Raw genomic sequence first — 26,040 nt, forward strand, 5'->3', positions numbered from 1 at the left:
TATAGAATTGTAAATACAGCTTTTTTATTCTGATGCTTTTCAATTCTATAGCTCTGGTTGTCTCTCTATTACTATTTTTCTACATTATCGTAAAAAAACTGAGCGAAAAGAAAGCAAACCTTGAGGGTAATTTATGTAAATTAGAGCAAGAACTTCAAGAAACAAAGCAAACTTTGCTTACGAAGAATGAAGAAATAGTTGATTTAAGGGTCAAAAGAGCAGAACTTGAAGTAACTCTGCAAAAAGAACGTGAGGAAAAGAAAAAGGAAATAGAATTACTAACAAAAGCAGAGGAGAGATTAACAAACACTTTTAAAGCGCTCTCTCTTGATGCTTTGCAAACAAATAACAATAATTTTCTGAACTTAGCAAAGGAAGTAATCGATAGTAAATTAAAAGAAACGGAAAGCGATTTCAAAAAAAGACAATCAACGATCAACGAAGTTGTAACTCCAATAAAAGAAAAATTAGAAAAATTCGATAATGAAATACGTGAGCTAGAAAAGGAGAGGGTAGTGGCCTATGAAGGTTTAAAGGAGCAAATTGGAGCGCTGATGAACCAAACTTCCAACCTTGCTAATGCCCTGAGGAAACCTCACATTAGGGGCAAATGGGGTGAAATGCAACTCAAAAGAGTGGTAGAAATGGCAGGAATGATTGAGTATTGCGATTTTTTTACTCAGCCGTCAGTGATTGATAAAAACGAGGATAATTTATTGCGTCCTGATTTAATAATCAAAATGCCATCTGGAAAGCAAATAATAATAGATGCTAAAGTGCCGCTTGATTCTTACATGGATGCTATATCACAAAATGATTTGCAAATACAAAAGGAGAAATTAAAGAACCATTCCCTGGCAATAAAAAAACACATAAATGACTTGGGTAAAAAAGAGTATTGGAATCAATTTGAAAATACGCCAGAACTTGTGGTGCTTTTCTTAACAGGGGAGGGGGTTTTTAGCGCAGCACTGGAATATGAGCCTGCTTTGATAGAGATTGGAGTGGAAAAAAAAGTGATCATTGCAACACCGATCACTCTAATTGCGTTGCTGAGAGCAATAGCGTATGGATGGAAGCAAGAGATGATAGCTGAAAACGCAAAGAAAATCAGTGAACTAGGTCATATTTTATATGAGCGCATTTGCACAATGGGTGAAAACTTTGATAATTTGCGCAGGAGCTTAAAAAGTGCTGTTGATCATTATAATAAAACTGCTGGCTCTCTTGAAGCAAGGGTGTTTCCTGCTGCTCGAGAATTCAATAAGCTTGGTATACATGCAAAAAATAAAAGTTTAAGTGCTGCAAAGGAATTAGAGTCTTTACCACGCAGTTTACATACTGAGGAGCTGAAAGTAGATTAGGCATCTTAACAGGGAATGTTCAAAAAAGTGTGTCAAACCAAAAAAAAAGTAATAAATTGATATAAAAAAAATGGAGGTTTGACAATGAGTCAGAAAGTAGTAAACAGAACTACCGGTTTGGTAGATTACAAAGAACTGGAAGCAAATATACTGTCATCAATAAGGGAAGGCAGACCATTAACAGGAAGGGATGGAGCATTTACACCATTTATAAAAAAGCTGCTGGAGGCAAGTTTGGAAGGTGAAATAGAAAATCACTTATTAGCTGAAAGTGAAGAGAGGGTTTGGTTGGAAGAAGTGGAGTAGCGAATGGATATACAAAACGCTGGGTCTATATTCAGACTACAGAATAAGGTATTACAAACCGAAAGCATCACCAGCACAATATGTTATAAACTTTGGTAAAGAATCTGCTAGGAAAGCGTAGTGCGGATGCTGCGTTTGACGAGGCGGGAGCTGGAAACGTTAACATGGGAATTTGGATTGAGGCCTATTGTGAAAACAATGGATCAGCCACCAAACCCTAAAGTAGGCGCGCCAGTTCTTGACCCTACATATTTTTTTGAAGGTTAAATCCAGCTTAGGGTCGAGAAACTTAGATAAAGCCATAGCCAAAGTGCTTAAAAATATTAATAATTATACACACAATTATTCAACCATATTTTTGAAGATAGCTATGCCGCCGCGGTATCTCTTAGCCGCTAACAAGTAGCGGGATGACGATTGTTGGTAAATCTAAGTCAGTTTAGCTATAGGCAGCAATTTTCTGTATTTATTTTAAATTGAAGGAAGCTCAAATGAAAGATCATGTTTTGCTAAAAATCACAGAATGCAGTCTAACAGTGAACGGTTACGCTTTTGATCAAAAATGTTGTATAGTACACAATCAATTTTTCTGGATCCAAGTAGTCAAGGCACTGCCTTTGTGTTTGAGGCAAAATCGGCTATAACACTTAACATACTGCCTTTGCAAACAAATGTTCGTACAGTTATGTGTCAGCTACTTGCATGACGCCATTGCCTGAACGGGTACCAATGATTACCTATCAATCTCACCAAAAACTATATCGAGTGAGCCAATAATTGCTGCAACGTCAGCAAGCATGTGTCCTTTTGCCATAAAGTCTAAGGCTTGTAAATGCGCAAAGCCAGGTGCTCTTATTCGGCACCTATAAGGTCTATTGGTACCATCTGAAACTATATACACTCCAAACTCACCTTTTGGTGCCTCAACAACTGCGTAAGCCTCACCTTCTGGTACGTGATATCCTTCTGAATAGAGCTTAAAATGGTGAATCAGAGCTTCCATAGATTTTTTCATCTCTGCTCTTGACGGTGGAGAAATTTTTCTATCTTCAGTTTTTATTTGCCCTTCAGGCATTTTCTCTATGCACTGCTTCACCAAACTGATAGATTGCCTAATCTCTGCCATTCTAACTAGATAACGGTCATAACAGTCGCCATTTTGGCCGATCGGTATATCAAAATCTAGTTGATCATATATCTCATATGGCTGGCTTTTTCGCAAATCCCAAGCAAGCCCAGCAGCGCGCAACATTGGGCCACTAAAGCCCCAATCAAGTGCCTGTTTAATTGATATTGCACTAATTCCTACAGTGCGTTGCTTCCATATCCTATTTTCTGTTAAAAGTTCATCAACATCGTCTATATATTTTGGAAATTGCTCTATAAACTTTGCAATATCCTCAATCAAATCTTCTGGAACATCTGCTGCAATTCCACCTGGCCTGATGTAAGCTGCGTGAAACCTTGCACCTGAAGCTCTTTCGTAAAATTCCAGTATTTTTTCTCTTTCTTCAAAGAGCCATAAAAGAGGAGTCATTGCTCCAACATCAAGTGCTTGAGAAGAAACGTTCAGTAAATGATTTAGTATTCTCGTCAGTTCACAAAACAAGACACGTAAATACTTTGCCCTAATTGGCACTTCACATTGCAACAATTTCTCCACACAAAGTGAATATGCATGCTCTTGTGACATTGGTGATACGTAATCAAGGCGATCAAAATAAGGCAAAGCTTGAAGATACGTTTTATGTTCTATTAATTTTTCAGTACCGCGGTGCAAAAGCCCAATATGGGGATCTGCCCTCTCGATCACTTCACCATCCATCTCTAAAACAAGACGCAACACTCCATGTGCAGCTGGGTGCTGAGGTCCAAAATTTAACATCATTGTCTTTAGATCGGGCATGTCCAGTAGTTTAAGATATTAAAATTGTATAGGCTAAAGTGCGCTCAAAGTCAATAAACTTCTTGCATAGGCTACAACTATCATTCAATAGAAACAAAAACTTTTACAATGGCTAATAAGTGTTGGTAAAACCAAGTCACTTTAGCTATAGAATGACAAAAAAGGTTTGCATTAGCCAAATTTTTAGTTGAAGTAGCATAAGAGGTTAAAGGAAAAGCTTTGTGTTAATGGATTCATTTCAGGTATAGTATAGATAATACCACAATACTTATAAAATGGATCATGTTGTTAATGCGTATAATAGACTTGACACTCCTATATTCAGGGGAGAAGGGGCATATCTTTTTGATAAAGATGGTAAAAAATATTTAGATTTTGCTGCAGGTATTTCTACAACTTCTTTAGGGCATTGTCATCCATACATTACAGATAAGCTGAAAGAGCAATCGAGCTCATTATGGCACTGCTCTAACATTTTCACTATTCCCGAGCAAGAAAGGCTTGCCGAGCGTTTAACAACCCTTACTTTTGCAGATAAAGTTTTTTTCTGCTCAAGTGGGCTTGAAGCAACAGAAGCTGCAATTAAGTTTATTCGTCGTTACTTTTATTCAAAAGGGCAAGCAAAACGTAATCGTATTATTACAATTGAAGGAGGCTTTCATGGCCGCAGTATTGCTGCAATTTCTGCTGGAGGCAATGAAAAATCACGCGAAGGTTTTGCTCCGCTCCTTTCTGGTTTTGATAAAGTGCCAAGAAATGACATTAAAGCATTAGAAGAAAAAATCAACAATGAAATAGCTGCTGTATTTTTAGAGCCCATACAAAGCGAAGGTGGAGTATATCCACTAGACGTAGAATATCTTCAAAAAGCAAGGGAAATAACAAAAGCTCAAGGAATAATTTTGTGCTTTGATGAAGTGCAGTGCGGATATGGACGCATCGGTTCTTTATTTCATTATCAAAATGTCGGCATTGAACCTGATATGCTAACCTGTGCAAAAGCTATGGGTAACGGTTTTCCTTTAGCTGCATGTTTAGTGAAAGATTATATAGCAGAAGCAATCACTCCAGGAACTCATGGATCAACCTATGGTGGCAATCCACTTGCCATGACTGTTGGTAATGCAGTGCTCGATATAATGCTAAAAGAAGGCTTTTTTGATCATGTTAAAAAAATTAGTAAAGATTTAAAAGAAAAGCTGTTGCTTTTAGCTAAAGAATTTCCTGAGATGATTTTAGAAGTTCGTGGAGAAGGGTTACTAATGGGAATAGAACTAGCAACTCCTGTAGCTGATAAAATTATTAGTCGATCTCTTGATAAAGGTTTAATAATAACTAGGGTTTTAAACAACAAAGTAGTAAGGGTAACCCCACCACTTATCATTGAGGATGAGCATGTGAACGCAGCGTGTAATATGCTTTATGATTTGTTTTTTAAGATTAAAGGTATATAAAATTCGGCAATATAAATTCAGGCATTGCAAATGCCTCTCATAACATGTAAAATTAATTTTATTTTTTATCACAATAACATCGTACTTTAATGGATTGGTTATTGGTCTTAGTATCATCAGCAATTTTTGTTTTGTTAGTTTTATCGTTTTTGTTCTCAGGAGCAGAAATAGGCTTAACCTCAATTAGCCGTTCTCGAGTTAATAAGCTAAAGCTAGACGGTAACAAAAAAGCCAGGGTAATAGATCGCTTATTAAATAGGAAAGAATTGACAATAGGAACGGTATTGCTCGGCAATACAATTATTAATATTACTTGCTCTGCTTTATTTACAGCAATATTTATCAATCTTTTTGGAAATGAGGGCATTCTCCTATCAACAATTATAATGACATTTTGTATTTTATTGTTCTGCGAAGTTCTACCAAAAACTTATGCTATTCAAAATCCTGAAAAATTTGCATCATTTTCTGCTTATTTTGTATTGTTTTTTGTAAAGATTTTTTCTCCATTGACACTAGGTATTCAATTTATTGTTAACCTCATCCTAAAATTATGTGGGCTGCATAAAGATAAGGAAGTGATATCTGCAGCGGATGCAATGCGTAATATGATTACTCTTCACCGCAGTGAAGGAACTATGTTGCAACAGGATTTAGATATGCTAAGCAGCATACTTGATTTGGCTGAGACAGAGATATCACAAATTATGACCCATAGAAGAAACCTATTTTCTCTTGATATAGATCGGAATAAAGAAGAGTTAATAAGAGAGATTTTAACCAGCAGTCACAGTAGAGTACCTTTATGGCAGAAGGAACCAGATAACATTGTAGGTGTAATTCACGTGAAAGCTCTAATAAATGCTTTGCGTGAAAAGAATAATAAAGCGGAAGAAGTTGACATTACCCAAGTTATGTCAAGGCCTTGGTTCATACCAGAAAGTACACCGCTCAGCGTGCAACTTCACAACTTCCGTAAGAACAGGAAACACCTTGCATTTGTTATTGATGAGTATGGAGCACTGCAGGGAATTGTAACTCTTGAGGATATACTGGAAGAAATAGTTGGAGAAATTTCGGATGAACATGATTTGATTACGGAGAATTTTATAAAGAAAATATCTGATAATATGTATCACATAGAAGGAAAATCTACTATTAGGGACATTAACAGGCAGTTATACTGGAATCTCCCTGATGAAGAAGCTACAACTCTAGCAGGTATGATTGTAAATGAAATAGAGCGCATTCCTGACGAAGGCGAGGAGTTTTCCATGTATGGGTTTCGCTTTAAGATTTTAAAAAAAGATAAAAATATTATTACTGTTGTTGAAGTGCAAGTAAAAACTGGTAATACTAGTAGCAGCAATCAATTAGTGGAGTTTCATGGAAGATACAGTAAAAATAACGGCTGAAGAGTTAAAGGGTTACATAGAGAGAATCGAAAAACTTGAACAAGAAAAGAGGGATGTGCAAGATCACATTCGTGATGTATATGCAAAAGCCGCAGATGAAGGTTGGGATATAAAAGTGATGAAACAAATTATTAGGCTGAGGAAGATGGATGATGATGACAGAGAGGAACAAGAAATATTGCTTGATACCTATAAACGTGCATTGGGAATGAGCTACGAAGAAGAGTTAAGTGAATAGCAGAATTGTAATTGGAATAAGTGGAGCATCTGGTTCTATTTACGGTGTGCGTATTTTAGAAGCGTTGAAAGACGTCGATTATGAAACTCATTTAGTGATAAGTCGTGCTGGGAAAATAACTTTAGCTCACGAGATTAAAGAAAAACTTGAAGATATTACATCACTTGCAGATTTTTACTATTCTGAAGAAAAGATTGGAGAAAAAATAGCAAGCGGCTCATTTAAAACCTCAGGGATGATTGTAGCACCATGCTCTATGAAGACAATGTCTGAAATCGCATCAGGTGTTACTTCCAATCTATTGACAAGGGCTGCAGATGTAACGCTAAAAGAAAGAAGAAAGTTAGTTCTTATGGTGCGAGAGTCACCACTGCATCTTGGGCATTTACAAAATATGTTAAAATTAACGGAGATGGGAGCAATTATTGCTCCACCAGTGCCTGCTTTTTATATTAAACCGAAATCGTTGGATGATATTATTAATCATTCTGTTGGCAAAGTATTGGATTTATTTGATATCAAATTACCCGACTTTAAGGAGTGGCAAGGAAGTGACAATTATTATTGATGGTAAAAAAATAGCAAACGACCTATGTGAGAGGCTATCACAAAAAATTGATATTTTAAAGAGAGAGTATAACATTTTTCCTTGCCTGAAAGTAATTCTCGTGGGCAGCAATCCAGCAAGTCAGGTTTATGTTCGCAACAAACAGAAAAAAGCAGAATCAATAGGCATAAGTTCTGAGACCATTGTTTTGCCTGATAATATTTCAGAAGATGAATTAATTGAAAAAATCAATGAATTAAATGAAGATCCATCTGTGCATGGCATTTTAGTGCAATTGCCTTTACCAAATCATATTAGTGCAAGCAGAGTAATTAACACAGTAAGTGTTGAAAAAGATGTAGATGGCTTTCATGATGAAAACGTTGGCAAATTAGTTAAAGGTGAAAAAAACTGCCTTATACCTTGCACTCCTAAAGGTTCTTTGCATTTAATTAAGTCAATTGAAGAGAACCTTTCCGGTAAAAACGCAGTGGTAATTGGTAGGTCAAATATCGTGGGCAAGCCAATGTTTTACCTGCTATTGCAAGAAAACTGCACTGTCACCATCTTGCATTCACAAAGCAAGGATTTAGCTGAATATTGCTCTAAAGCGGATATAGTAGTTGCAGCAGTCGGAAAGCCAAATTTTGTTCAAGCAGACTGGATAAAGAAAGGTGCAATAGTGATCGATGTTGGCATAAATAGCGTTAACGTAGGAAAGCTTGTAGGTGATGTTGACTTTGAAGGAATAAAAGGGAAAGCCAAAGCTATGACCCCAGTACCCGGGGGCGTTGGCCCAATGACCATTGCATTTCTAATGATGAACACTGTTATTGCTGCTTGCTTGCAAAAGGGAGTTGATGCTTCTGATTTCATTAGTTGAGGTATGAAGAGGAAAGCTATATGAAGATAGAATGTACCATATCACAATTAATAAAAAATTGAGATTTTTGAAATTCCTCAGTAGTCAAATTTATTAAATATTTAGGATCATCATCTATTCTTTTTTCTCTACAAGTATAGCTAAAGTGGCTTAGGTTTACCTACAATTTGAAAAACAACAAATTCGTCATTCCGCTACTCGTTAGCGGAATGACGTAGGGAAACCTTTCTTGGGTTAGCTATAGTTAGTGGAATTGCAAAGTTTCTAGGCATAAAAAGCTTTGAACCTAATATATGAGCCAAACTTGATTTTCCAACCGTAGATACACCTGTAATAAAAATAATAGTCTTCATTTTGTGAATTTACTTGCTATATGAACTATCGGAGAAATTTTTTTATAGTTTATAGTATCTGACCTTACCCAGAAAAAGTGGAGAGAAAGTGTGGAATGTTTTTTACAAAAAGAATGATGCATCAAATTGTTCTGGAATGCAATAGTTAATAGTGACGTTGTTTGTTATAAAAAATTTCTATGTATTCAAATATTGCAGTTCTAGTTTGTTGAGCAGAGTGTTGTGAAGTATCAATAAGTATTTCTCTTTTCAATGAGCTAAAGAAGCTTTCTGCAACAGAATTGTCGTAACAACAGCCTTTATTACTCATCTATATTCTTTACAGCTAAGAGATATTGATACCCTTGCGCAGTATATTGTGAACCTTGGTCACTGTGCAGCAGTAGATTTTTAACAGGTTTACGCCTATTAATGGCCATTAATAAAGAGTTCATAACCAATTGTTTGTTTATTGCACTACTCATTAACTACCATACGTGAGAATTATTGCTGCCAAATATAGCCATCCCTCCTTGGTTTTGATGTAAGTAATCCCATACTTTATTTGGTTGATCAACAATAAAGTTTTGATCTAGTATATTGGGAGCTACAGCTCTATTATCTGTTTGTTGTTTTTTAATTTTAAACTTTCTTCTCAGTATAGCCCTGATGTCATTTTTCTGCATAATACTTTGCACCGTTTTCAAATTGCAACTTTTACCCAAAGCCTTCAATTCAGCATGAATTTTAGGAGCTCCATATCTACATTTAGAAACTTGATATATTTTTTGAATAGCTTCGAGTAGCTCTTTATTTGCTGATTCTCTACTGCTTATTTTTCTTGTGGTCCACTTATAGTAGCCACTAGCAGAAAATCCTACATAATTCCTGTACTTTATAGCAGTTACTATGCTCTTTTATAAAAAAATATTTTACTCTTTTTGACTGGCCAGGGCTTTTTTTAAAATGTCTCTTTCTCTTGTTACTTTTGCTAACTCTTTCTGTAAATCAAATCTCTCTTTGTCATAAGGTGCTACATCTGGAAATGCATTTGCCGCTGACTTTTTTTCGTTATATTTCTTCATCCATTTTCCTAATACACTATCCCTTATTCCTAGATCTCTTGCTACTTTTGCAACTGGTTGACCTACCTTTCTTTGTTCATTTGCCAGTTTAACAGCTTCCAATTTGAATTCTGCTGTATATTCTCTTACCATTTCTAATCCTCCAAAATTTTATTTTACCCAAAAAAACTCTTTTCTTTCTCTCCACTTTTTCTGGGTAAGGTCAATATACCAGTGCCGAAAATAGTTGACAAAGATTGTGTATACTTATTACAATTGTTTGGGTACCAGAAGTTTTTACGGCAACAAAGTATGCACTAACTATAAGTAAGGAAGACTTTAAGCAGGCAATAAAAAAAATGAAGGAACGTTTAAAAGAGATTAAAGGAGAGAAGAAAAAGGTAAAAGGGAATACGGCAGAAAATGAATCTTATTACAAATAGCATAAAGGGCTTTTATTCTAGTGTTAAATCGGACCTAGATTGGCAAGCCAAACGTAGTCTTATTAGGACATTAGTAAAAGAAGTCAACATTGATCTTGATAAAGTAGATGTAGTATTTAAGATCAAAGAACTTGAAAACCCCGCCCAGAATGGACAAAATCAAAAGATGGTACATTGTCTAAGGGGTCTGGGCACTGGGATGACATCTTTTTTCTTGGTACAAATTACTCTTATGTCTCAATATTTGTACAGTTGTGTTATCGGCCGTTTGATGTTTACAACGCAGGAAGTTCATACGGTTGTAAGTCAAGCGGTAGGATGACAAGATTTTGCAAGGGTATTTTTTTTATAGGAGATTAATATGGAAATTTTTCTTGATAGCGTTGATTTAAATGAAATTAAAGAACTAAAGGAGTTCATTGACGGCATAACAACTAATCCTTCTTTAATAGCAAAGTCCGGGCGTAAAGATAAATACGAGGATTTAGTGCGTGAAATATGCTCTATTATAAAAGGGCCTGTTAGTGTTGAAGTTGTTGCAGATAGCCATGAAGAGATGATCACAGAAGGTCTGAATTTAGCAAAAATTGCTGATAATGTTGTGATCAAATTACCTCTTACACATGAAGGATTAATTTCTTGTAAAAAGTTATGGACAGAGCATAAAATACCTGTTAACATCACATTATGTTTTTCTCCTGGACAAGCACTGCTTGCCGCTAAGGTCGGTGCTTGTTTTATTTCCCCCTTTATTGGTCGCCTTGATGATATAAGCTATGATGGCTTATCGCTAATAGAAGATATATGTACTATATATTCTAATTACGGTTTTGATACTAAGGTTCTTGTTGCATCAGTGAGAAGCCCAGCGCATGTAATAGAAGCTGCAAGGCTTGGTGCTGATTCAATTACTGTGCCAGCAAAAGTACTTAGACAATTAATTAATCACCCACTTACTGACCAAGGACTAGCAATATTTGAAAAAGACTGGGGTGTAAAATAATAAACGGTTACAAATGAACATAAAAATTGGCGTATCCGTTCAGGCAATGGCGTCAACTTAAGAGCCTTCATTAGCAAACTCTCCTAAAGACATGATGGCGTTTGCTACCTTATTGCGGCTGCCCTGGTCGAATTTTAACTTTATAGCTAACCCAAGAAAGGTTTCCCTACATCATACCGCCGAGGCGCTAACGAGTAGCGGAATGACGAATTTGTTGTTTTTCAAATTGTAGGTAAACCTAAAGCTATAGAAAAAAAGAAGAACCAGTTTCTTAGTTTTTCATTGACATAATCCACTCCATATGCCATAATAAAATTTTATATCTTGGAGAAGGAAATGACATTAAGGTTAACACTACAAGAAGTCAACAGTAGTCCAGATCTGAGTAAGGAAAATTTAATTGATAGAATTAAAGATAAGCTGCAGCAGGAAAATCAACTTACATATGATGAGTGGAAAAAAAACGAATTTGATATAAATTACACGTTTATAGTGCTCAAGTGCAATTTATTACTTATAGCAGCTGAAAATGGCTATGAAAAAGTAGTAAGATACTTAACAAAAAACGGAGCTAATGTTAATGCACAAAATGAAGATAAAGGGACTCCTTTGCATTATGCTGCTTATAGTGGTCATATAGAAGTAGTAAAACATCTTATAAAAAAAGAGGCAGATGTTAATGTAGTGGACAGATATGGAAGAAGTCCTTTACATTATGCTGCTGAGAATGGATACACACAAGTAGTAGAAGTTTTGCTAGAAGAGGGAGCAGACGTTAATGCACAAGATAAAGACGGAAGAACTCCTTTATATTATGCTGTTTATTACACTCATGGTGAACATCCAAGACTAAATTATCAACATCCAAAAGTAGCGAAACTTCTGCTAAATTATGGTGCAGATCCATCATTTATTCATAGACCTGAAGCTATAACAGCAGGAATTACTGTAGGTATATTAGCTGCCATTGTTGCTCCATTAGCACTCATTTATGCTACTGCATTACCTGCACTAGCAATAGTTGGAATTACTGTGGCATCTGCACTGATCGTTGGTGGAATTTCCTATGGGGTTGCATATAAGTCATCAGAGCATTCATTAAACAGTAGTATCCGTTCAGCGGAGTGGCAGAATAAGGTAGACAAGGTGATCTAAAAAGATAATCATAGAGCAAAAGTGAAATAATATGGTAAACCTTTTAGAACTTTGCAAAAATTTACAGCAAAAAATAGAAAGGTTAGAAGCAAAAATAGAAAGATTGGAAAAAGAGAATGAAAGTTTAAAAGCAGAAAATAAGGCTTTAAAGATAGAAAATGCTGAGTTAAGAGAAAGACTCGGTTTAAGCTCAAAAAATTCATCAATACCAAGTTCCAAAGAGTTGTATAAAATAAAAAAGAATAAGCCGAAAAGCGAAAGGAATATTGGCGGTCAGGTTGGTCATAAAGGAAGTTTTCGCGCCAACATGGATGCAGATAAAGTAGTAAAGATAGAGTTGCCTAATACTTGCGAATGCGGAGGAGAAATTGCAATATGTGAAAAACCATATATTCATCAGAAAGTTGATCTTCCAGAAATCAAGCCTTATGTAGTGGAATATCAGTTAGAACATGGCCGTTGTCGGAGATGCGGAAAGAGAAGAAGTAGCAAGTTACCGGAAGGTGTTACGCCAGATACATTTGGTCCAAGGGTTAAGTCAATAATTGCAGCGTTCAGCGGATTCTACAAAAATTCAAAACGCGAAATAGCGAGTGTCGTAAATGATATCTTCAATTTGAACATAAGCGTCGGTAGCATATCAAATAGTGAACATAGAGTTGCTTCAAAATGCAAAAAAATGTATGAGCAGATCGAACAAGAGATAAGTAGGAGTAAAGTTCTACATATTGATGAAACGAGCCATTATAACAAAGGTAAACTCGCTTGGTGTTGGATGTTTGCAAGCAATACGGCAAGTTTTGTAAAATTTACAGAGTCAAGAGGAATGAAAGTTTTACAAAATAGTAAATTCTGCAATCGCAATAGCTTGGTAATAACTGACAGGTATGCAGCATAGAATTATTTTGCCGATAAAAACAGGCAAATCTGTTGGGCACATTTATCAAGAGATTTTGAAAGATTAGCACATAGTTGGAATATTGAAGTTAAAGTTCTGGGTTGTTATACCAATTCCCATTACAGGGCAAACAGATGGACAATGATGGAAGAAAAGCCATACTGAAGTAAGTAAAATAGCGAGGTTTAAATGGCATTAAGATCAAAATTATTGGATGAAAAAGTAGTAGAATCAGCAAAAGAAATGCTGAAGAAAGTAAGGAATAATGCATATGTTTCAAAAAAACTAAATGCTGTAATTGCAGCAAAAAAGTACAGTATAACGGCTGTAGCAAAAATATATTGCATTTCAAGAAGCGCACTAACTTCGTGGGTAAAACTCTTGAAAATTGGCAGAGAAGAAAAACTGTTTGCTCCTTCACAACGTCGTAGAAAAACTAAATTAAATCAGGCTCAACTACAGCAAATTGAAGAGTGGATAGAAGAAAATCCTAATATCACCATTAAAGAAATGAGAATAAGAATCCAGGAAAAGTTCGGATTAAATATCAGCAAATCTACAGTACACCGCCATATGCAAAAGATGAAATTCTCATATATTACACCAAGACCAGTTCATAATGGACAAGATAAAAGCAAACAAGAGGAATTCAAAAAAAAATCTCAATGGAGCTATTAGCAAGTATCCAGAAAAAGAGCTATTTTTCTTTGATGAATCACGGTTTGGCACACATTCAAAAGTTGGACATGGGTGGTTTAAAAAGGGGATTAGAACACAGGTTAAAACAAAATTAGGTAGGCAAAATTTCTATCTCTATAGTGCAGTTAATCCTAGAAATGGAGAGAGTTCTAGCTTATTTGCACCAAATGTCAACACTGATTGCATGAACATATTTCTTGAGCAAATTTCGCAATATCTAGAAACACGAGAGGCTTTTCTCGTTATGGACTGTGCTAGTTGGCATAGGTCAAAAAATTTAAAGGTACCTAAAAATATCGACATTATATACCTACCTCCATACTCACCTGAGCTAAATCCTGTTGAGAGGCTTTGGTTATGTATAAAACAGAACATTTTGCGCAATAAAATATACGATACAATTGCTCTACTTGAGGGTGCTTTGTGCAAATTTATTACTTCTCTTGCCAGCTCCACAATTAAACAACTCTGCAATGTTTCCTATTTGACTGGACAACAATGAGAATTGGTATTACTTGAGAAACGTGGCCACTGAATTATTTGCACTAAAAAAAGCTTTACTAAAAAGTGAGATAGATGTTTTGAGGTTTGTCAGACGTGCCAGAAAATTAAGAAAACGTACAAAGTATTACTTGAAGGAGATATCTCGTTTACCTGAAGCAATTGGAGCCTCTCGAGTTGCAAAAAATGTTCTGAGATCTGAAAGAATGATGTGGAAATTTTTAGATGACCCAGAAAATATTCCGCTGACAAATAACCACGCTGAACGGCAAATTCGGCATTATGTCGTTTATCGCAAAAACTCATATTTTACACAATCAAAGCGGGGAAATACATTCCTTGAGCGGATAATTTCATTATACTTAACTTGGAAACAAAGGGGTCTCAATCCTTTCCAAAATCTCCTATCTATTGTTTCTTAAACCACTCTCCTGAACGGATACTTAGAAGCAGCTAAATCGCTCTTAATCAAGCGTTTTAGAATAAAAAAAACGCCGATATTTTAGTACATAGTGAATAGCCAACCACCACGGGGCTTCTTTTGCCTTTTTTTCGTTTGGTAAATTTCTTAACATTTATAGCTAAACAATAACCGTCATCCCGCTGCTTGTTAGCGGGATCTATGTTAAGGTATGACGGTTCGTGGCGGTATGACGGTTCATGGTGGTATGACGATAAGCTCGTCATCCCGCTGCTTGTTAGCGGGATCTCTTGTTAGCGGCTGAGATACCGCGGCGGTATGACGTAGAGCTTCGTTAGCTATAAGATTAGCTAACATTTTGCACATCCATAAAAAACAAACCTTCTTTTTCGTCTTGAACGCTAATAATAGCGTGAGTGTTAAAAGGTAAAGGATCATTTGTATGTCCATGGCCTACCCCTTTCATTGTAAATACAGGAAAGTTAACACTTTTTGCAAACCTTTCTTTTATAACTTCAACAAGGTTATCGTTATAGCAGTTAACGAAATCCCCAAAGATTACTGCATGTACTCCATCAAAGATGTGGGCTTGTTTTAGGTGATCTAAACTGCGCTCTATTGCGTATGGGTAAACTCTTATGTCCTCTAAAAATAGAATTTTACCTTTCGCATTTATTTGCCAAGCGGTTCCTATACTATTTTCAACTAGAGTCATATTACCACCGATGATTTTAGACTCTAATCTGCCATCTTTTAGTCTAATGCCATTATTTATCGTCTTTAGGTTATCAAATCTGATAGAATCCCGCTTGTTAAGAATTAACTCTTTCAATTTTTCAACAGAGCTTTCAGAAACGGAGTTATTTACTATCATTTCCAACATGGTGCCGTGAAGAGTTTGCCAATCATATTTAGCTTGTAGATGGATGTGCAAGGCAGTTATATCGCTATAGCCTATGAGGATCTTTTTGTTTTGAGCAATCCTTTCTTTTTTATCATTGGGTAACTTTTCTAGATAGGGAATTAACCGAGAAGGCCCTTCTCCTCCTCTGATACACCAAATTATTTTACTATCATTAGTTAGTGCACTAATCAAATCATTTGCTCTGAATTCATCAGAGTTGGAATAAAATGGATTATCATTACTATATATTTTCTCCGAAATATGGGGATTAAAATCCAAAGCTTCTACATATTCTTTTATAGTAGTCAGATCTGATTCTTTTCCCTTCGAAGAAGGAGCAATAATATCAACTTGGTCGATTGCATGAATACTTGTGTTAGCACATAAAGTGAGAATGAAATATAAAAGATAAACAATCATTAAAATATCTTATAAAACTCTTTTTTTAGTATATCATCCAATTCAGAGAGTGGAACTTTCACTCCTAGTTCTTCCATTGACGTGACGCCATAACCTTGCAACCCACAAGGAATAATACCCTTATAGTGAGAGAGGTCTGGAAAGACGTTAAGCGCTATGCCATGATAAGTTACCCATTTTCTTAAACGGATACCAAAAGCTGCAATTTTTTTTTCTACTCCGTTATGGTTTACCCAAATGCCTATTCTATCCTCTTTAAATTCTCCAAGTATATTAAATTGCTTTAAAACATTTATTATCCACTTACTTAGGTCTCTAATATATAGCTTTATGTCGCATTTATTTCTTTTTTTAAGGTTTAACATTAAATATATGATGCGCTGTCCTGGACCATGATATGTGTGTTTACCACCCCTTCCTGTTTTATATATAGGAAATAATTTTTCAACAACGTCGTCATCTGTTGCACTGATTCCTGCAGTATAAAGTGGAGGGTGCTGGAGTAGCCATACTAATTCGTCTGCTGAATTATTGTGAATTTGTTGAATTTTCTCTTCCATAGATTTTACAGCGCAGTTATAATCAATAAGCTGATTAGATATTAGCCATTCTGTCATGTTCAATTTCTTTTCTTTTTAGTATAGCAGTGCGTTCTTTTCCTGTCACCCAAGTGCTTTCCTTCCGTCATCCCAGTGCGTGACACTGGGATCTATGTCTTAGTTTAACTACAGAATCTAAAACACTTTTAACTTTTAAACATCTTTCATGAGGCACATATGAATTTCAACATCTTTCAAAGAAAAAAAAGCGCAGTATTTACTAAATATTCTGCTTTGCAGCTAATGATGGAGCCAAGTTGGAGTAAGCGTGATTATGTAAGTTTTGCTGAGGAAGGTTACATAAAAAATGTTATTGCCTTTCGAGCAATCAATATGATTGCAAGTGCTGCATCTTCGGTACCTTTTACTCTCTGCCAGCTTACTGAACAGGGAAAATCGCAACTAAAAGCCCATCCATTACTGAAATTACTTTATTCTCCTAACCCAATGACATCAAAATCGGAATTTATTGAGGGGATTGTAACTTATCGGTTAGTTAACGGCAATTCTTATATATTGATGATTGAGTCACAGAATAGTAGAAAACCACCAACAGAGCTTTATCTTCTGCGCCCAGATAGGGTTGAAATTGTTCCAGGGAGAAATAACGTTCCTTATATCTATCGTTATACCATAAATAACAACAGTTATGACTTTAAAGTTGATAAACTAACCGGACGTTCAGCAGTGTTGCACCTAAAGACCTTTAACCCTTTGAATGATTGGTATGGGCTATCACCGATTGAGGCAGCTGCATATAGCATAGATCAGCATAATCAGGCGGGTGCTTGGAATCAAGCGATGTTGCAAAACGGAGCAAGACCAAGTGGTGCAATAGTTGTGAAATCAGCAAAGGACGGGAGTGGTGGAAGTTTAAGTCAAGAGCAGTACCAACGCTTAAAAGCGCAGATAAATGATCATTATTCAGGTTCTATAAACGCTGGAAGACCGATATTGCTTGAAGGAGGCTTGGAGTGGAAGGAGATGAGTCTTTCGCCGAGGGATATGGATTTTATTGAGTCCAAACACAGTTCAGCTCGTGATATTGCCCTGGCTTTTGGCGTTCCGCCTCAGTTGCTTGGCATACCAGGTGATAACACTTATAGCAATTTAGTCGAAGCACGCTTATCCCTCTGGGAGCAGACGGTTTTACCAACGCTAGAAAATATTATCTGTCACCTGAATTCTTGGCTGACACCAAGATTTGGTGAAGATCTGTGCTTGTCGTACGACAAAGATGCAATAGAAATTCTCATGGAAAAGAGACAAAAGTTGTGGAAATACGTAGAAAACGCAAGCTTCATGACGCTCAACGAAAAGAGAGAAGCATTTGGCTTGCCACCACTGCCAGGTGGTGATGAGTTAGGTTAAGTTTGTATCCGTTCAGATGAGTTTATTGTCCCCTAAACCGTACACCTAAGTAAATTAACTATTTTTCTTGCCAACCAGAGCGATGAAGATTTGGTCTACATCAAAACTCATCTTAGGACGCCAAATAGGGCCATCCAAGTGCATATCGATATAGATTGGATTACTATAGTTTGGTGGTATGAAAAAGAACCTGAATATAGAATTTAAAGTGAAGTTAGATAAGGTTAAATTAGAAGAGATCGACCCTGATGCTTGATCAATCCCGAACTGTAAACTAGTTGAACATATACCACTCTTAATACTTGCTTTTCCGCTAATATTTTCAAAAAATGTTTTACCATTATATATATCAATATAAGCAAGTGTGGAGATTTCAGACTTATTATTACTGCTTAACAAATTAGTGATAAATGAATTGAAATCTACATTAGTAACTTCTATTCCTTGCGCTTGTAAGTTTACATCTCCTGATAAGTTACTAGCCCAATCATGAAAACTTTTTCCTTGAGTTTTGATTTCACCATTTAAGCTTACCTGACCATTTACATTGTCAATTCCTATAACCTTACCAATCTTTTTAGTGTCCAAATTTACAATAGAAAATCTTGTATTTATTGAGTCTGATCTTAAATAACCCTGAAAAAACACTTGCCCGCGTTCTAATACGTAACTTGCCTGCCTGATAGTGATAGTGTTGTTTCTCATTACCGCATCCAAATTAAAATCTTTTAAAACATTCTGCTCGGTTTTAAATTCTGCAGTATTGATTTGCACATTTGCATCAAAGCCTTCTTTATCATCCAAAAAATCAAGCTGCTTTGTTGACCATTGAATTTGATCTATCTCATTTCTTGAATTTCTTTTCGTCTCTACTAAATTTGGTAATGTAATAATTTTTCCATTAAATTTACTGCCCGTAAGGTTAACATCTAATAAAGGTTTGGCGTATTTTTGATCTGCTAATATTTTTGCATTACCGGTAATATCGAAATCTTCTCCAGATAGTTTTATTTTATCTGCAACTAGCTTACCTTTTTCCATTTTCAGCAAAAAATCCAAATTTTTAATTTTCGTATCATTCAATGTAAGGTTATTAACACGGGCCTTTATATTTGTATCATACTGAAAATTTTTCAGCCATTGCATTTTAGGTAAACTGCTAAATAATGAATGATCATATTTATCTGCATCAAGATTATGCATGCTAAATTCACCATTGACCACATTGTGTTTTTTTGTATGGCTTACTCTAATTGACCCTTGCAAGGATTCCTTATTATTTAGCAGTCTAATGTCTGAGATAGATAATATTCTTGGTGCAAGGTGCAGTTTAGAACTTAGTGTAAATTGATTTTTCTGGTTTTCTTTCATCTTTATAGAAGGGAAAAAACATGAAATGAATGACTCAAAATCATTTCCTTCGACTAATAAATCACCGTTGAATTCAGATAGGACATTATTGTTTGAGATCTCTCCTGATAAGTAAGATATATTATTGATTCCAGGAAATTTAAGAAGCGTATTAACTTTTACTTTGCCATCAGTGGATTTTAGTACAGCACGGAAATTGTCCAATATTTTGTTTTGATATTGAATGTTAGAAGCTTCTATATTAAAATTTAAGCTCAAGTTCTTTGGCACAACTGCTCTAAAGCATTCCAGAAGGTCTTTTATATTTGTTGTTTTTTGTGAATCATTTTGTATGGAATCTAAGTCAACTTTACTGAAGCTAATATTGAGATTAGTGTGATCGCTTTTTCTATCGTTTTGTATTGTACCACTGGCTTGCATGCTTTTGGAATCAATTTTTAAGTCAGTTACCGTAAACTCACTTTCGTTAAGACTTATATTGGATGATATCTTGATATTTTCGCTAGGAATAACACAAGGGAGAAAGCTAAGATTAATGATTTTTGCTAAATTACTCACAGAACCGGAACTATTATTAATCGTTAGTGTTAAATTACCCTGGAGTTCTTCTTGATTTCTATTACCTGTAAATAGCAAATTTACAAAATTTGATTCAACACTAATGTGTACGTCCCTTTTTGTGATATCAACCTTTCCTGAAAAATCGTAATTATTATCACCTACCTTTACTTTACCAGAGAATTGCCTATTTTTTTTTACAGCAACCTCCTTTATGTTAACAATATCAGCGAAATCACTCTTAAAACTTACTTGGCTGTCTTTTATTACTATATCAACTATGTTACCACTGGCTTTTGCATTTATAATATTAAGTAAATTTTCTTTATTGCTTTTCATGCCAAACAATGTGATTGACTTTGGTTGCAATGAGAATAAAAGCAACGATAGGAACGATGGCCTTATTTCAATTTTTCTTACACTAATTAAATCTGATAACTTTTGCTCTTTATTCTCGTTGTATTGTATATATACATTATAGATAGTGAGCTTTGGGGTAATCAACGAAACTTTAATTTTTCCTCCAATATGCACTTTAGCATCATACGTCTTCTCCAACTCTTTTATAACATATCCTTTGTAGCCACTCCAATCCTTAAAAGTTGCAGCAACATGCATGAGAATTAATAGCAGCGAGATTGATAATATAGCATATAAAGAAAGTCTCATAATTTACACATGCTTAAAGTTTCCCTTAAATATTAAATAGAGAATACCAAAATAAACAATAACACTCAAAGCTATTAAAGTCGTTAAATAAACAATACGAGCCAACATTTTATCAAAAAATAATCCTGCCAACAAAGAATTAAAAATATAAAGGGCTATTGACATGACTGCCGTTGCTACAAAAATTTTCATGACATTTAACAATAACGCTTGGCTAACCTTATACATTTTATTTATTGTTAAATAACTAATTAATAGAATGGAGTTTATCCAAGTGGAAACGGAAGTAGCAATAGCAATCCCCGTATGCTGATACTCGTTCATTAACAAAAGGTTTAGCACTACATTAATTCCAAGACACATTAGCGAAAATATGGTTGGTATTTTCAGATTGCCTTTAGCAAAAAATGTAGGTAGCAATACTTTATTTATAATAAATGCAGGTAAAGAAAGAGAAAATGCTATTAAAGTGGGAACAGTTTGCTGCACTGCATAATGATCAAACCGGCCGTAAGAAAAAAGCGTAAGTAAAATTATGTCGGGAATAATGATAAAGGCAGCAGTTGTTGGCATAATTAACATTAATCCTATGTTGAGAGCCTTGTTCTGTATTTTGACTATATTTTCAGTATTATCCACCTGTTTTGAAATTAAAGGAAGAAGCACTGTACCAATTGCAGTACCGATTATTCCCTGCGGTAGTTGATTTAGTCTATCGGCATAATATATATAGGACACCGCATTTGGTATAAAACTCGCCATGATTGTATCAATCCATAAGCTTATTTGAGTTACACAATTATTGATAATTGCAGGTACCACACGCTTAAAAAATAACCTTACTTCATTGCTTAATTCAAGGCTAAAAGAAAAAGCTGCCTTTAATTTATATGCACTAAATAGCATCAGCAACAACTGAAAAACTCCTCCTATCAGCACAGCTATAGAAAGGTTGTGCGCTGAGGTTTTTACGTAAGGCACAAACAAACTGATGATTAAACAAAGATTCAAAACGATTGGTGCAATAGCTGTTGAAGCAAAATGCTGCTTTACTTGCAGCATTCCACCAATAAGTGATGCAATTGAAACAAAGATTATGTAGGGCATCATAATTCTTGATAAAGTAACAGTAAGGGTAAACTTACTTTGGTCAAATCCAGGAGCAAAAATTTGAATCATATAAGGGGAGAAAGTTTGCATAATAAGGCAAAAAATTACTAAGATAATAAACGTAATGGATATTACACTACTTGCAAAATTAAATGCCTTTTTATCATCGTGTGATTCTGTTGAATATAACGGTATAAAGGACGTGGTAAATGCTCCTTCTGCAAAAAATGCTCGAAATAGATTGGCAAAGCGAAACGAAGAAAAAAATATGTCTGCAAGAGAGTTTGCGCCAATAACCGTAGCAATTAATACATCCCTTATTAACCCTGAGATCCTTGAAATAGCCGTAAAAAAACTAAATGTGAAAATACTTTTAAACATACCACTACTTCATTAGTGTCAATACAATTAACTATAATGGTAAAAGTATCAATGAAAATATTTATTGGCTAAACTTAAAACCCTCTGCAAAAAGAGAGTTAAATAATCAATTGACTATTTGCGCTCTTATGTTAGAAATTTTATATCTTGGCGGGCGTAGCTCAGTTGGTAGAGCGTCAGTTTGTGGTACTGAATGTCGCCAGTTCGATCCTGGTCGCTCGCCCCACTAAAACCCGATAATTTGAAAAACCGTCATCCCGCTGCTTGTTAGCGGGATCTAGAGATACCGTGACGGTATGACGTGAGTTAGCTATACATTGGCCACTGATGATTGAAATAGTTAATTACTGTAAAATTTGACATTAACCGCTAATAGTGAGAATATTAGTAGAGTAAGAATTACTCAAGAAGGCATGCATAAATATGATGTAGTAGTAGTAGGTGGTGGTCATGCAGGGTGCGAAGCTGCTGCTGCTGCAGCTCGCCTTGGTGCAAACACGCTGCTTATAACTCATAAAATTTCAACTATAGGGGAAATGTCCTGCAATCCAGCAATCGGAGGAGTTGCAAAGGGCGTTGTAGTCAGGGAAGTTGACGCTCTTGATGGAATAATGGGAAGAGCAATCGATCAAGCAAGTATACACTCAGTCATTTTAAATAGCAGCAGAGGTGCAGCAGTATGGGGCCCGCGTGCACAGGCAGACCGAAAATTATACAAGCAAGCAATACAGGAAATTATTCTAAATTATAATAATTTGACGGTAAAAGAAGAGTCGGTTGACGATTTTCTTATAGAGAGTAATAACAATGGAGAATTGTGCATTAAAGCTGTAATAACAAGCTCAGGGGAGCATATACTGACAAGTAAAGTCGTTCTAACTACAGGGACTTTTCTGCGGGGTGTGATTCATATAGGAGAGCAGGTAACTCCTTCAGGGAGAATGGGAGATAAGCCTGCAGTAGAACTTGCAAATACGTTGAAGAAATATAATTTTAAATTAGGTAGATTGCGCACCGGAACTCCGCCAAGGCTTGATCGTGGCACTATAAACTGGTCAATATTGCAAGAACAAGTGGGTGATAATCCACCTGTGCCGTTTTCTTATCTCACAGAAAAAATTAACCAACCTCAGGTATCATGCTTTATTACCCATACTAATGAAAACACGCATAAAATAATTCGAGAGAACCTTCACAGGTCAGCTTCTTCATATTTGGATGATATTATAGCACCAAGATACTGCCCATCAATTGAAGTTAAAGTTAAAAAATTTGCAGAAAAAAGTAGCCACCAAATATTTTTAGAACCAGAAGGGCTGGATGATGATACTGTATACCCAAACGGAATTTCAAATTCATTGCCTATTGAAGTGCAGCGTGAAATGATAAAGAGTATCAAGGGACTTGAAAATGCAGAAATACTAAGACCTGGATATGCAGTTGAGTATGACTATATTGACCCACGAGAGCTGTTTCATACTCTTGAAACCAAGAAAGTCAAAGGCCTATATTTTGCTGGCCAAATTAATGGCACCACTGGATATGAAGAAGCAGCAGGGCAAGGAATTATCGCCGGAATTAATGCAGCACTCTCTGCATTTGAAAAAAAAGAAAGCTTTGTTCTCCATCGTACAGATTCGTATATCGGTGTAATGATAGACGACCTGGTCACCAAAGGGGTGATCGAGCCTTATAGATTATTTACCTCACGTGCAGAATATAGGCTAGCTATCAGGTCAGACAATGCAGATAGAAGATTAACACAAAAAGGTTATGATATTTCCCTTGTTTCGCATGAGAGATACTCTGTTTTACAGAATAAACTTGAATCCATTAAGCAGCTTGAAGAGAAGTTAGGGAGTCTGACGATTACTCCTGAGCAGCTTAGGTCTTATGGTATCAAAATATCTTATGATGGGATAAGAAAAACGGCACTAGATTTACTTAGCTATCCAAACATCGACTGGAATAAATTACAAGAAATATGGCCGGAGTTAAGCAGCATCACGCGCTGGGATGGCACCGCAATGGGTAGCATAACTAAGAATGAAATATGCGAAGCGGTTGAAATTGAAGCAAAATACAAACCTTATCTAATAAGACAAGAAGCGGATATGAAGTTTTTACGAGAGGAAATTAACACTCAAATTCCAATTGATTTCAACTATTCACAAGTTAAAGGCCTGTCAAGTGAAGTAATAGAAAAGTTGCAGACGATAAAACCAGCAACAATTGGCATTGCAAAGCAAATACAAGGCATCACTCCTGCAGCGATAGTTAGCATATTAGTGTATTTGAGAAACAGGAAAACGAAAGTGGCTGCTAATTTTGTATGAGGTGTTCTATGTCAAAAATCGAAGAATTTCGTTCTTTTATGCACGAGATAAACGTTGATGCATTTATGTTGCATACTAAAGATGAATATTTAAATGAGTATTCAGAGGAGCTAACAAAGCTGTGTGGCTTTACAGGAACAAATGGGCTACTTATCGTTACAAAAGACAACAAGTGCCCATTTTTTACGGATGGACGCTATATCACACAAGCTCGCAATCAGCTCGATCGGGGCAATTTTCAAGTATATAATATACAAGAAGAGGATCCACGCGAATGGATAAAAGCAAACTTAACATCGACTGCCTCACTAGGTTATTATTTGCAATATTTTACCATAGAAGATATAAGAAAGTATGAGAATATCTGTAAATTAATACCCTGTTTAGCTGGAAAAAAAAGTGACTATCGAAAACAAGCAGTGGTTTTACATTCTATTGAATATGCTGGTGAAAGTAGTAAGGACAAATGTGAAAAAGTCGCTAAAAGTATAGATAAAGAAGCTGAAGTAGTGCTTTTAACTGATCCAAATTCAATTTCATGGTTATTAAATTTAAGAAACGAAAATGCTAAATATACTCCATGTATATTGGGCCGTGCTATATTGTATAAAAGCGGTAATGTTGATTTGTTTATTCAAGATAAAGAACATTCAACTATAGAAGCAAATTTAGGCAATCATATAAATATTTTTGATATTAGTGAGCTAGAAAATTCGCTGCACAAGCTAAATTCAATAGTTATAGATCCAAACACAACTCCAATGAGTATCATGGCTGTAATAAAAGATAAACAGGTAGCTGAAAGAGAGGATCCTTGTTTAATTCATAAAGCAGTAAAAAATCAAACTGAAATAGCTGGGGCTATAAATGCGCACATCAGAGATGGAGTGGCAGTTACAAACTTTCTACATTGGCTTGAAAATAATGTTGGTACAGAGCTTGAAGCTGAAGAGAAACTCTTAGAATACAGAAAAGAGCAGAATTTGTTTAAGCAACTAAGTTTTCCAACAATTTCAGCATTTAATGAGAATGGAGCAATAATTCACTATCGTGCAAGCAGTAAGACGAATAAAGTAATTCAGAAAGATGGACTGTATTTGATTGACTCTGGTGGCCAGTACCTTGACGGCACAACTGATGTGACAAGAACTGTAGCAATTGGCAATCCAACTGATGAACAAATAACCCACTATACAATAGTACTCAAAGCTCACATTGCTATAGCAAGTGTCATCTTTCCTCCTGGCACTACTGGTGGAGAATTGGATATATTAGCACGTACGCATTTATGGAAATTTGGAATGGACTATATGCATGGTACAGGGCATGGAGTAGGAAGTTACCTATCAGTACACGAAGGACCACAAGCAATATCAAAGGGAAATAAAGTGAAACTCACGCCAGGCATGATACTATCCAACGAACCTGGCTATTACATTCCGGGAGAGTATGGAATAAGGATTGAAAATCTGATGTATGTTGATAAACATAAAAATGGTTTCTTGGGATTTAAACAACTAACCTCTATTCCATATGATAGAAGACTAATAAGTGTGCAAATGCTTACTAAGGATGAAATTGAATGGATAAATGGCTACCATCAATTTGTCTATAAAAACTTAGAAAATAGCGTAAAAGATAAGGAATGGTTAAAGAAGGTATGTGACCCTTTATAAGCAAAGGAGCATTTTT

The 26,040-nt window shown here is 35.7% G+C and carries 22 protein-coding genes, 1 tRNA gene and 3 pseudogenes; 17 read left to right on the forward strand and 9 right to left on the reverse strand.

The genetic code is table 11. The features are described 5' to 3' along the window. The first annotated feature begins 32 nt into the window (after nucleotides 1–32). Nucleotides 33–1,364, forward strand: coding sequence for a DNA recombination protein RmuC (gene rmuC, locus ABWU31_RS03640; protein ID WP_353271074.1), 1,332 nt, complete (start codon nucleotides 33–35; stop codon nucleotides 1,362–1,364). A gap of 84 nt (nucleotides 1,365–1,448) precedes the next feature. Continuing rightward, a pseudogene (locus ABWU31_RS03645) lies at nucleotides 1,449–1,643 on the forward strand (IS256 family transposase); the annotation flags it as partial. Nucleotides 1,644–2,403: 760 nt separating this feature from the next. On the opposite strand, the gene ABWU31_RS03650 reads toward ABWU31_RS03645, so the two are convergent. Then, a complete protein-coding gene (locus ABWU31_RS03650) occupies nucleotides 2,404–3,576 on the reverse strand; it encodes an NADH-quinone oxidoreductase subunit D (protein ID WP_077188163.1) in 1,173 nt (390 codons plus the stop codon). Nucleotides 3,577–3,851: 275 nt separating this feature from the next. On the opposite strand from ABWU31_RS03650, the gene ABWU31_RS03655 reads away from it, so the two are divergent. The 5 genes from ABWU31_RS03655 to folD all read left to right on the forward strand — a co-directional run bounded on the left by ABWU31_RS03655 (nucleotide 3,852) and on the right by folD (nucleotide 8,113). Then, nucleotides 3,852–5,030 carry an aspartate aminotransferase family protein gene (locus tag ABWU31_RS03655; protein WP_353271075.1) on the forward strand — a complete coding sequence of 393 codons (1,179 nt, stop codon included), beginning with the start codon at nucleotides 3,852–3,854 and terminating at the stop codon, nucleotides 5,028–5,030. Nucleotides 5,031–5,119: 89 nt separating this feature from the next. After that, the gene (locus ABWU31_RS03660; RefSeq protein ID WP_338482285.1) at nucleotides 5,120–6,445 is read left to right on the forward strand and encodes an HlyC/CorC family transporter; all 1,326 of its coding nucleotides are present in this window, start codon (nucleotides 5,120–5,122) and stop codon (nucleotides 6,443–6,445) included. Continuing rightward, on the forward strand, nucleotides 6,417–6,683 hold the full coding sequence (locus ABWU31_RS03665) for a DUF2312 domain-containing protein (protein ID WP_010082293.1): 267 nt from the start codon (nucleotides 6,417–6,419) through the stop codon (nucleotides 6,681–6,683). Before ABWU31_RS03660 ends, ABWU31_RS03665 begins: the two co-directional genes overlap by 29 nt. After that, nucleotides 6,676–7,251, forward strand: a complete 576-nt coding sequence (locus ABWU31_RS03670; protein ID WP_006280027.1) for a UbiX family flavin prenyltransferase — start codon at nucleotides 6,676–6,678, stop codon at nucleotides 7,249–7,251. The genes ABWU31_RS03665 and ABWU31_RS03670 overlap by 8 nt, the downstream gene beginning before the upstream one ends. Further along, complete coding sequence (gene folD, locus ABWU31_RS03675; protein ID WP_155968464.1) at nucleotides 7,235–8,113, forward strand: bifunctional methylenetetrahydrofolate dehydrogenase/methenyltetrahydrofolate cyclohydrolase FolD; 879 nt, start codon at nucleotides 7,235–7,237, stop codon at nucleotides 8,111–8,113. The genes ABWU31_RS03670 and folD overlap by 17 nt, the downstream gene beginning before the upstream one ends. A 498-nt stretch (nucleotides 8,114–8,611) precedes the next feature. Here the strand turns inward: folD and ABWU31_RS03680 are convergent, their stop codons facing one another. Genes ABWU31_RS03680 through ABWU31_RS03695 form a run of 4 tightly spaced genes read right to left on the reverse strand, consistent with a single transcriptional unit; the run spans nucleotide 8,612 to nucleotide 9,662 of the window. Continuing rightward, nucleotides 8,612–8,776, reverse strand: a complete 165-nt coding sequence (locus tag ABWU31_RS03680; protein WP_010082072.1) for an IS3 family transposase — start codon at nucleotides 8,774–8,776, stop codon at nucleotides 8,612–8,614. Then, a complete protein-coding gene (locus ABWU31_RS06740) occupies nucleotides 8,769–8,930 on the reverse strand; it encodes a DDE-type integrase/transposase/recombinase (RefSeq protein WP_010082071.1) in 162 nt (53 codons plus the stop codon). The genes ABWU31_RS03680 and ABWU31_RS06740 overlap by 8 nt, the downstream gene beginning before the upstream one ends. A gap of 3 nt (nucleotides 8,931–8,933) precedes the next feature. Next, a complete protein-coding gene (locus ABWU31_RS06745; RefSeq protein WP_182282499.1) occupies nucleotides 8,934–9,356 on the reverse strand; it encodes an IS3 family transposase in 423 nt (140 codons plus the stop codon). Nucleotides 9,357–9,377: 21 nt separating this feature from the next. Beyond that, a complete protein-coding gene (locus tag ABWU31_RS03695) occupies nucleotides 9,378–9,662 on the reverse strand; it encodes a transposase (protein ID WP_041573518.1) in 285 nt (94 codons plus the stop codon). A 104-nt stretch (nucleotides 9,663–9,766) separates the two neighbouring features. Between ABWU31_RS03695 and ABWU31_RS03700 the strand changes: the two genes are divergently transcribed. The 6 genes and pseudogenes from ABWU31_RS03700 to ABWU31_RS03725 form a co-directional block, all read left to right on the forward strand. Next, entirely contained in the window at nucleotides 9,767–9,952 is a 186-nt protein-coding gene (locus ABWU31_RS03700) for a hypothetical protein (protein WP_006280029.1), read from the forward strand. Between the two features lie 361 nt (nucleotides 9,953–10,313). Beyond that, entirely contained in the window at nucleotides 10,314–10,955 is a 642-nt protein-coding gene (gene fsa / locus ABWU31_RS03705; RefSeq protein ID WP_236515101.1) for a fructose-6-phosphate aldolase, read from the forward strand. 324 nt (nucleotides 10,956–11,279) lie between these two features. Next, the gene (locus ABWU31_RS03710) at nucleotides 11,280–12,110 is read left to right on the forward strand and encodes an ankyrin repeat domain-containing protein (protein ID WP_353271076.1); all 831 of its coding nucleotides are present in this window, start codon (nucleotides 11,280–11,282) and stop codon (nucleotides 12,108–12,110) included. Between the two features lie 31 nt (nucleotides 12,111–12,141). Then, nucleotides 12,142–13,116: pseudogene (locus ABWU31_RS03715) on the forward strand (IS66-like element ISWen3 family transposase); the annotation flags it as partial. A gap of 81 nt (nucleotides 13,117–13,197) precedes the next feature. Next, nucleotides 13,198–14,209 (forward strand): IS630 family transposase gene (locus tag ABWU31_RS03720; RefSeq protein ID WP_353271077.1). Its coding sequence is split into 2 segments (ribosomal slippage): nucleotides 13,198–13,659 and nucleotides 13,661–14,209, totalling 1,011 coding nucleotides; the frame shifts between segments, so codons are not numbered across the junction. 10 nt (nucleotides 14,210–14,219) lie between these two features. Beyond that, nucleotides 14,220–14,630, forward strand: a pseudogene (locus ABWU31_RS03725) (IS66 family transposase); the annotation flags it as partial. A gap of 345 nt (nucleotides 14,631–14,975) precedes the next feature. On the opposite strand, the gene ABWU31_RS03730 reads toward ABWU31_RS03725, so the two are convergent. Together ABWU31_RS03730 and lipB are read right to left on the reverse strand one after the other, a co-directional pair. Continuing rightward, the gene (locus tag ABWU31_RS03730; protein WP_353271078.1) at nucleotides 14,976–15,953 is read right to left on the reverse strand and encodes an LD-carboxypeptidase; all 978 of its coding nucleotides are present in this window, start codon (nucleotides 15,951–15,953) and stop codon (nucleotides 14,976–14,978) included. Next, nucleotides 15,953–16,570, reverse strand: a complete 618-nt coding sequence (lipB, locus tag ABWU31_RS03735) for a lipoyl(octanoyl) transferase LipB (protein WP_077188344.1) — start codon at nucleotides 16,568–16,570, stop codon at nucleotides 15,953–15,955. The genes ABWU31_RS03730 and lipB overlap by 1 nt, the downstream gene beginning before the upstream one ends. A gap of 159 nt (nucleotides 16,571–16,729) precedes the next feature. Between lipB and ABWU31_RS03740 the strand changes: the two genes are divergently transcribed. After that, entirely contained in the window at nucleotides 16,730–17,923 is a 1,194-nt protein-coding gene (locus tag ABWU31_RS03740) for a phage portal protein (RefSeq protein WP_077188343.1), read from the forward strand. 54 nt (nucleotides 17,924–17,977) lie between these two features. On the opposite strand, the gene ABWU31_RS03745 is transcribed toward ABWU31_RS03740, so the two are convergent. Both ABWU31_RS03745 and murJ read right to left on the reverse strand, forming a co-directional pair. Continuing rightward, on the reverse strand, nucleotides 17,978–20,521 hold the full coding sequence (locus ABWU31_RS03745; RefSeq protein WP_077188342.1) for an AsmA-like C-terminal region-containing protein: 2,544 nt from the start codon (nucleotides 20,519–20,521) through the stop codon (nucleotides 17,978–17,980). 3 nt (nucleotides 20,522–20,524) lie between these two features. Beyond that, the gene (gene murJ / locus ABWU31_RS03750; protein ID WP_264707423.1) at nucleotides 20,525–22,012 is read right to left on the reverse strand and encodes a murein biosynthesis integral membrane protein MurJ; all 1,488 of its coding nucleotides are present in this window, start codon (nucleotides 22,010–22,012) and stop codon (nucleotides 20,525–20,527) included. Nucleotides 22,013–22,162: 150 nt separating this feature from the next. Between murJ and ABWU31_RS03755 the strand changes: the two genes are divergently transcribed. The 3 genes from ABWU31_RS03755 to ABWU31_RS03765 all read left to right on the forward strand — a co-directional run bounded on the left by ABWU31_RS03755 (nucleotide 22,163) and on the right by ABWU31_RS03765 (nucleotide 26,024). Continuing rightward, a tRNA-His gene (locus tag ABWU31_RS03755) sits at nucleotides 22,163–22,238 on the forward strand. Nucleotides 22,239–22,425: 187 nt separating this feature from the next. Further along, nucleotides 22,426–24,348 (forward strand): tRNA uridine-5-carboxymethylaminomethyl(34) synthesis enzyme MnmG, encoded by a 1,923-nt coding sequence (mnmG, locus tag ABWU31_RS03760; RefSeq protein WP_236514382.1) that lies wholly within the window; start codon nucleotides 22,426–22,428, stop codon nucleotides 24,346–24,348. A gap of 8 nt (nucleotides 24,349–24,356) precedes the next feature. Then, nucleotides 24,357–26,024 carry an aminopeptidase P family protein gene (locus ABWU31_RS03765; RefSeq protein ID WP_077188339.1) on the forward strand — a complete coding sequence of 556 codons (1,668 nt, stop codon included), beginning with the start codon at nucleotides 24,357–24,359 and terminating at the stop codon, nucleotides 26,022–26,024. The last annotated feature ends 16 nt before the right edge of the window (nucleotides 26,025–26,040 follow it).

Source organism: Wolbachia endosymbiont (group A) of Alloplasta piceator (assembly GCF_964028505.1).
Lineage (GTDB): Bacteria > Pseudomonadota > Alphaproteobacteria > Rickettsiales > Anaplasmataceae > Wolbachia > Wolbachia pipientis.